The 6,645-nt window shown below is 65.4% G+C and carries 8 protein-coding genes; 4 read left to right on the top strand and 4 right to left on the bottom strand.

Annotation, left to right across the window (positions count from 1 at the left end):
• Together ABFY71_RS17785 and ABFY71_RS17780 are read right to left on the bottom strand one after the other, a co-directional pair.
• Window positions 1–334, bottom strand: a 334-nt coding sequence (locus tag ABFY71_RS17785) for a TSUP family transporter (protein WP_347947225.1), incomplete at its 3' end; no start/stop codon positions are given.
• 117 nt (window positions 335–451) lie between these two features.
• On the bottom strand, window positions 452–607 hold the full coding sequence (locus ABFY71_RS17780) for a hypothetical protein (protein ID WP_347947224.1): 156 nt from the start codon (window positions 605–607) through the stop codon (window positions 452–454).
• A gap of 36 nt (window positions 608–643) precedes the next feature.
• Here ABFY71_RS17780 and ABFY71_RS17775 point away from each other — a divergent pair, with 36 nt between their 5' ends.
• The 4 genes from ABFY71_RS17775 to ABFY71_RS17760 are packed head-to-tail and all read left to right on the top strand — an operon-like array spanning window position 644 to window position 5,050.
• Window positions 644–1,669, top strand: coding sequence for an Ldh family oxidoreductase (locus ABFY71_RS17775; protein ID WP_347947223.1), 1,026 nt, complete (start codon window positions 644–646; stop codon window positions 1,667–1,669).
• Window positions 1,666–2,892 (top strand): iron-containing alcohol dehydrogenase, encoded by a 1,227-nt coding sequence (locus ABFY71_RS17770; protein ID WP_347947222.1) that lies wholly within the window; start codon window positions 1,666–1,668, stop codon window positions 2,890–2,892. The genes ABFY71_RS17775 and ABFY71_RS17770 overlap by 4 nt, the downstream gene beginning before the upstream one ends.
• An 11-nt stretch (window positions 2,893–2,903) precedes the next feature.
• A complete protein-coding gene (locus ABFY71_RS17765; RefSeq protein ID WP_347947221.1) occupies window positions 2,904–4,379 on the top strand; it encodes an NAD-dependent succinate-semialdehyde dehydrogenase in 1,476 nt (491 codons plus the stop codon).
• Entirely contained in the window at window positions 4,379–5,050 is a 672-nt protein-coding gene (locus ABFY71_RS17760) for a GntR family transcriptional regulator (RefSeq protein WP_305581133.1), read from the top strand. The genes ABFY71_RS17765 and ABFY71_RS17760 overlap by 1 nt, the downstream gene beginning before the upstream one ends.
• 32 nt (window positions 5,051–5,082) lie before the next feature.
• On the opposite strand, the gene ABFY71_RS17755 is transcribed toward ABFY71_RS17760, so the two are convergent.
• Both ABFY71_RS17755 and ABFY71_RS17750 read right to left on the bottom strand, forming a co-directional pair.
• Window positions 5,083–5,865: an HAD family hydrolase gene (locus ABFY71_RS17755; RefSeq protein WP_347947220.1), complete on the bottom strand. Its 783-nt coding sequence runs from the start codon at window positions 5,863–5,865 to the stop codon at window positions 5,083–5,085.
• Complete coding sequence (locus ABFY71_RS17750; protein ID WP_347947219.1) at window positions 5,862–6,644, bottom strand: DeoR/GlpR family DNA-binding transcription regulator; 783 nt, start codon at window positions 6,642–6,644, stop codon at window positions 5,862–5,864. The genes ABFY71_RS17755 and ABFY71_RS17750 overlap by 4 nt, the downstream gene beginning before the upstream one ends.
• Between the last annotated feature and the right edge of the window lies 1 nt (window position 6,645).

Genomic DNA, 6,645 nt, shown 5'->3' with positions numbered 1-6,645 from the left:
CCAGATAGAGCAGCACGGCCACGGCAACAAAGAGCGACAGCGTACGCGAATCCAGACTGGCCAGAACCCAGGTGCCGAAAGTCACGCCAGCAGATGCGGCAATCAGAAATGGCACAAGGAAATCGGGTCGGAGATGATGCCGCCGATGCTGCCACACCTGCATCAGATTGGTGATCAGGTTCGGCACGGTCATGATCACGATGGCGAAGCGCACATCATGGAAGGCCGCCAGGGCCGGAATCGCCAGGATGGGCGCGCCGGCACCCGTCGCCCCCTTCAGAATGCCCCCTACCATCAGGCTGCCGAAGACGACCACCAGCTCAAAAATCGGCACGTTATACTCCTTTACCCTGCGACTCGCCGCCGGAGGCAAGCCGTCCGGCTGATCTGGCCATTCGCCAGAACCTTGACCCGGTTGTCGCGTCGGCCAAAGGATGCGGCTGGTACCGTATCAGCACTTGTCGGAAATCGACACACGGACCGCGAGCATGCCCCGGGTTTTTTTGTCGAGGGGCAGTTCGAGCGCCGCGGCGATCAGGCGGTGGGATTGGCCGCGCGCTTGGTGCGTTAGGCCCAGCCGGGACGTTGACATGGCGAGCGTCAGCATGCACCGTCCGAATCCTATATCGTATCGGATTTGTTGATGGCGCTGGTGTCGGTTGATGAGTGCAGGGCGGCGGCGCAGGCGGCGCTCCAGGCCGCCGGGGTGGACACCGAGCCGGCGCGGCTGCAAGTGGATCTGCTGCTCGACGCGGAGCTGCGGGGCGTGCCGTCGCATGGCTTTTTGCGGCTGGAACGGATCATCGCCCGCATTGGCAATGGTGTGGCCGATCCGGCCACGCGCGGCGTGCAGCACTGGCGCGGCGACAGTTTTCTCAGTGTTGACGGGCAGCAGGGGCTTGGCCCGGTGGTGGCCATGCAGGCCGTGGAGGTCGCCAGCGCACGGGCGCGCCAGACCGGCATTGCCGTGGCGGCGATCGCCAATAACAACCATATCGGCATGCTGGCCTGGTATGCCGAGGCCATTGCGCAGACCGGACTGGTCTGCATCATCCTGACCACCAGCGAGGCGCTGGTACATCCTTTCGGCGGCGGCAAGGCGCTGCTGGGCACCAATCCGATTGCCATCGGGGTGCCGACCGACACCGGCCCCTTTGTCATCGACCTGGCGACCAGCCTGGTGTCGATGGGCGAAATCCACGATCATGGCCATCGCGGCGTGGCGCTGCCGGCAGGCTGGGCTCTCGATGCCGAGGGGCAGCCAACCACCGACCCCGATGCCGCCCGGCAGGGCGCCATTGCGCCATTTGGGGCGGCCAAGGGCTATGCGCTGGGACTGGCCTTTGAACTGCTGGTGACGGCGCTGACCGGCGCGGCGCTGGGGCGGGAGGTGAGGGGCACGCTCGACGCCGATCACCTCAGCAACAAGGGCGACGTATTCATCCTGATTGATCCGCTCTCGGGGCAGGGAGCGGCGCTGTCGGCCTATCTCGAAACCATCAGACAGACGCCACCGGCGCCCGGCTTCGAGCAGGTGCTGATCCCCGGCGAACGCGGGCGGGCGCGCAAGACCGCGCGGCTCGCCAATGGCATTGAACTGGCCGACGCGGTGTGGGCGACCATGCAGCGGATGCGCCACTCTTCCCCTCCGACAGCGAGACAATCATGAGCCTGTTTGCCAGTATGCGGGCGCCGCGCACCATTGTGTTCGGGTCCGGGCAGCGCAATGCCGTGCCCGGCTATGCCCGGCCGCTGGGCCAGAAGGCGCTGATCGTGACGGATGCCCGCATGGGCGCCAGCGCGGACCTTGCGGCCATGGTTGACGGGCTCAAGGCGGCGGGCCTGACGGTTGCCGTGTTCGACCAGACGCTGCCCGAGGTGCCGCTGGAGTGTATCGCGCAATGTGTCGCGTTCGGTCGCGCCTTCGGGCCCGATCTGCTGATCGGGCTGGGCGGTGGTTCGTGTCTGGATATGGCCAAGGTGGCCGCTGTCCTGTTGCGCCATGGCGGTTCGCCGCGCGACTATTTCGGCGAGTTCAAGGTGCCCGGTCCGGTGCTGCCACTGATTGCGGTGCCGACCACGGCGGGTACGGGGTCGGAGGCCACGCCGGTGGCGGTGGTGGCCGATAGCGAGCGCCTGCTCAAGGTGGGCATTGCCAGCCCGCATATCATTCCGCTGGTGGCGATCTGTGATCCCGAATTGACGCTGAGTGCGCCTTCCGGGCTCACCGCCATTGCCGGCGCCGACGCGTTGACCCACGCCATTGAAGCCTTGACCGCCGGGCCACGGGTGGTGGATGCGGGCAGCAGCCTGGACCATGTATTTCTGGGCAAGAACGCCCTGAGCGATGGCCATGCGCGCGAGGCGATTGGCCATCTGGCGCGGGGGCTGCGGCGCTCTGTCGACAATGGGCAGGATCTGGCTGCGCGCGAAAGCGTCATGTATGGCGCCCTGCTCGCGGGCCTGGCCTTTGGCACGGCGGGCACGGCGGCGGCGCATGCCATTCAATATCCGGTGGGCGCGCTGACCAAGACTGCGCATGGCGCGGGTGTGGCCTGTCTGATGCCCTATGCGATGAGTTTCAATCTCAGCCACGCCACCCAGTCGATGGCCGAGGTCGCGGTGGCGATGGGGGTGGCCGAGGCGGGCGACGACGCCAGGGGCAATGGCGAGCGCGCCATTGTCGCTGTCGAGACGCTGTTTGCCGGCATCGGCATTCCCGCCGATCTCAAGGCGCTGGGCCTGCGTGAAGATCAATTGGACTGGACCGCTGAACAATCGCTGGGCGCCGCGCGTTTGGTCAAGAACAACCCGCGCCCGCTCGATCTGTCGGCCATGCAGGCCATTGTCCGTGCCGCTTTCGCCGGGGATCGCACCCGGCTTGCCCATTAAGGAATTTCTCCATGCTCAAACTGCCTGACTCCCTGCAGTCCTTCGGTATCCAGGACACGGTCAAGACCGACCTTTATATCAATGGCGCCTGGCGCGCCGGTGCCGAGGGCAAGCGGATCGACGTGCTCGATCCCTCGACCGGCAAGACCATTGCCAGCGTCGCTGACGCCACGGTCGAGGATGGCATGGCCGCAGTCAAAGCCGCCCATGATGCCCTGCCGGGCTGGGCTGCCACGGCGCCACGCCAGCGCGGCGAAATCCTGCGCAAGTGCTGGGAATTGATGATGGCGCGCAGCGAAATGTTCGCCCGCCTGATCAGCCTCGAAAATGGCAAGGCACTGCCCGATGCGCGCGGCGAAGTGGCCTATGCCGCCGAGTTCTTTCGCTGGTTCTCCGAAGAAGCGGTGCGGCTCAATGGCGATTTCTCGATTGCGCCGAGCGGCAACAACAAGATCCTGGTGACCCAGCAGCCCATTGGCGTGGCGGTGCTGGTCACGCCCTGGAATTTTCCGGCGGCGATGGCGACCCGCAAGATCGGCCCGGCACTGGCGGCAGGCTGTTCAGTCGTGCTCAAGCCTGCCACGGAGACGCCGCTGACGGCCTATGCCATGGCCGCGCTGATGGAAGAGGCCGGCGTGCCCAAGGGCGTGGTCAATGTGCTGACCACGTCGAGTTCGGGCAAGCTGGTTTCGGCCATGCTGCATGACGCGCGGGTGCGCAAGCTGTCGTTCACCGGCTCGACTGCGGTCGGGCGCAAGCTTCTGGTCGAGGCAGCCGATCAGGTGATCAACTGCTCGATGGAGCTGGGCGGCAATGCCCCTTTCGTGGTGTTTGACGATGCCGATCTGGACAAGGCGCTGGATGGCGCCATGCTGGCCAAGATGCGCAATGGCGGCGAGGCCTGCACGGCGGCCAATCGCTTCTATGTGCAGAGCGGCATTGCCGAGCGCTTCGCCAAGGGGCTGGCCGAGCGTATGGGGCAGATGCAGGTGGGCGCCGGTTACGCTGAGGGCGTGGCCTGCGGTCCGCTGATCAATCAGGGGGCGGTCGATCAGATGGGCGATCTGGTCAGGGATGCGGTCGCCAAGGGTGCCAGGGTTCTCACCGGCGGTTCCGCCAGTGGCGGTGACGGCTTCTACTTCCCGCCCACCGTGCTGACCGGGGTATCTGGTGATGCCGAGATGGTGCGCGACGAGATTTTCGGGCCCATTGCGCCGATTTCGGTGTTCGAAACGATGGACGAGGCGGTGGCCCTGTCCAATGACAGCGAATATGGGCTGATTGCCTATGTCTATACCGAGGACCTCAAAAAGGGGCTGCAGGTGGCCGAGCGCTTCGAGGCTGGCATGGTTGGGCTCAATCGTGGTCTGGTGTCGGATCCGGCGGCGCCGTTCGGTGGGGTCAAGCAGTCGGGCCTGGGCCGCGAGGGCGCGCATCACGGCATCATGGAATTCTGCGAAACCAAATATATTGCCGTGAGCTGGTAATGGCGGTTCCAAGCGCGGTGGCCGGCTTGCTGCGGCGCCCGGCGCGGCTGGGCGATGAAGTCTATAGCGCCATCTTTGCGCGCATCATGTCGCTGGAGATCGCGCCGGGTACGCGTATTTCAGTGGATGCAGTGGCGCGGCAATTGGGGGTATCGCAGACCCCGGTCCGCGAGGCCTTGACCCGGCTCGAGGCCGAGGGGCTGGTGATCAAGACCCATCTGGTGGGCTATAGTGCAGCGCCACAGCTGAGCCCGGCGCAACTGGCCGAGCTCTACGAGTTGCGCCTGTTGCTCGAGCCGTTTGTCGCCCGGCAATGTGCCGAGCGGATGCCTGCAGCCGATATCGATCACCTCGCCTCGCTCTGTGCCGAGATGGAGGGACTGTCGCTGCGCGAGGGGCTTGATGCCTATGCCCAGTTCGCCCAGATCGACATGGCCTTCCACGATCAACTGGCGGCCTGCGCCGGCAATCGACTGGTGGTCGATGCGCTGGCGCGGCTGCACATCCATGTGCACCTGTTCCGCCTGGTGTTCAACGCCCGGGTTGTCGGCGCGGCCATTGCCGAGCATCAGGCCATTCTGAACGCCCTGCGCGCCCGCGATGGCGACGCGGCGGAGGCGGCGATGCGCAGCCATGTCGAGCAGTCGCGGCTGCGGTTCAGCGCGCCCTAGCGCTGCGGGCCGTCCAACAGGGCGACCGCCGCTCAGACCTGCGGCATTGTCCTGGCGGCGATCAGCGTATGGGCGATATCCACGAAGCCAAGCCCGGCTGGTCGGCTGGATATCCATCTGGGCTTGGTGGGGATGTCGGCGAGCACGGGCAGGATATTGGCGACGCCAAAGGCGTTGCTGAAAAACCCGAACATTGGCGCGTCATTGCGGGAATCGCCAACAAAGGCCGTGCTGGCGGCGATTTCGTGCGGGGAAACATTGAGCTGGTGCAGCACGCGCTCGCTCATGGTGCGCTTGTCGTAATTGCCGTGCCAGCTATTGATGTGAATGGAACTGATGGCGACGCTGGCCCCCAGGGCATGGATGCGGCGAGCCAGTGCATCGACCTCCTGCCGGGAGTGCCCGGCGATTTCGATGGCAATGTCGGCCAGGCGGAAACGCTGGTCAGCCGAGAGGACAAATTTGCCCAGCAGCGGCTGGATGGCCTCAAGGTGCCGGGCCTGGCGTTCGGTCTGGATCGCCTCGTCTTCCCAGAAGGTCAGATCTACCTTGCCGCCCGAAAGGGTCATCGCCAGGGCGCCGCTTTCGCCGATGACCGCGACGACTGGCCAGGCACGGACAATGTGCTCACACCAGCCGGCTGAACCGCCCGTCACCGGCACCACCTCGATGCCCGCATTGTGCAGATCCCAGATGGCCTGGTAGGTTTCGGGCAGCAGTCGTCCCTGCGTGGTCAGGGTATCGTCAATGTCGGTGAACAGGTAGCGCACGCCGCGCAATTGTTCGGGGCGCGGCGCCTGGCCCAGAAAGCTCATGCCGGGTCCTCGCACAGAACGGTCTTGGTGCCCGCTGCGGCCAGGGCCTGCCGGGCACTGTCATCGTCGGGCAGGCGGTCGGTAAACAGCGTGTCCACCCGGGCGAACGGGACAACCCGCACCGAGGCGTCCCGCGTCCACTTGCTGACATCGGCGGCCAGCAACTGGGTGCGGGAGTTCTCGATCATGGTCGTGGTCGCCTGCGCTTCATTGTAGCTGAAATCGAGGACGCCCTTGGCCGGGTCGAGCGCGCCGGCGCCGATCACGGCGTAGGAGGCGTAGAATTTTTCAAAGAAGCGCAGGGCATCGGGGCCCACCACGTCGCGGTCATCATGGCGCATCAGGCCACCGGCCAGGTGCACTTCCACCTGCGGCGCTTCGGACAAGACCAGCGCCACGTCGATATTGTTGGTCACCACGCGCAGGCCCTTGTGCTCGCTCAGCGCCGCAGCGACGAACTGCACGGTGCTGCCAATGCCCAGAAATACCGTGGAATCGGGTTCGATGACGCTGGCAATGCGCTGGGCAATGCGCTTTTTCGCGCCACTGTTGAGGGCCGCGCGGGCGCTGATCGAAATATTGCGGGCGGGCACGGGCAGATCGACGCCGCCATGGAAACGCCTGGTAAAACCCAGCTCACACAGGGCGTTGATGTCACGCCGTAGGGTTTGGGGGGTCAGGCCATAGCGCTCGGCAAGCTGCTCGATATACTGAACGCCTTCAATCTCCAGCCGTGCCAGGATGTCGCGCTGTCGGCTGGACAATCTGCCCCGATCCATT

This window comes from Devosia alba, assembly GCF_039938915.1.
In the GTDB taxonomy this organism is placed as follows: domain Bacteria; phylum Pseudomonadota; class Alphaproteobacteria; order Rhizobiales; family Devosiaceae; genus Devosia; species Devosia alba.
This window is presented reverse-complemented; position numbering and strand designations above follow the sequence as displayed.

What these genes read in the sequence shown, in the direction of transcription:
- ABFY71_RS17780 (WP_347947224.1), bottom strand. Translation starts at nt 607, where the DNA reads ATGCTGACGCTCGCCATGTCAACGTCCCGGCTGGGCCTAACGCACCAA.
- ABFY71_RS17775 (WP_347947223.1), top strand. Translation starts at nt 644, where the DNA reads ATGGCGCTGGTGTCGGTTGATGAGTGCAGGGCGGCGGCGCAGGCGGCG.
- ABFY71_RS17770 (WP_347947222.1), top strand. Translation starts at nt 1,666, where the DNA reads ATGAGCCTGTTTGCCAGTATGCGGGCGCCGCGCACCATTGTGTTCGGG.
- ABFY71_RS17765 (WP_347947221.1), top strand. Translation starts at nt 2,904, where the DNA reads ATGCTCAAACTGCCTGACTCCCTGCAGTCCTTCGGTATCCAGGACACG.
- ABFY71_RS17760 (WP_305581133.1), top strand. Translation starts at nt 4,379, where the DNA reads ATGGCGGTTCCAAGCGCGGTGGCCGGCTTGCTGCGGCGCCCGGCGCGG.
- ABFY71_RS17755 (WP_347947220.1), bottom strand. Translation starts at nt 5,865, where the DNA reads ATGAGCTTTCTGGGCCAGGCGCCGCGCCCCGAACAATTGCGCGGCGTG.
- ABFY71_RS17750 (WP_347947219.1), bottom strand. Translation starts at nt 6,644, where the DNA reads ATGGATCGGGGCAGATTGTCCAGCCGACAGCGCGACATCCTGGCACGG.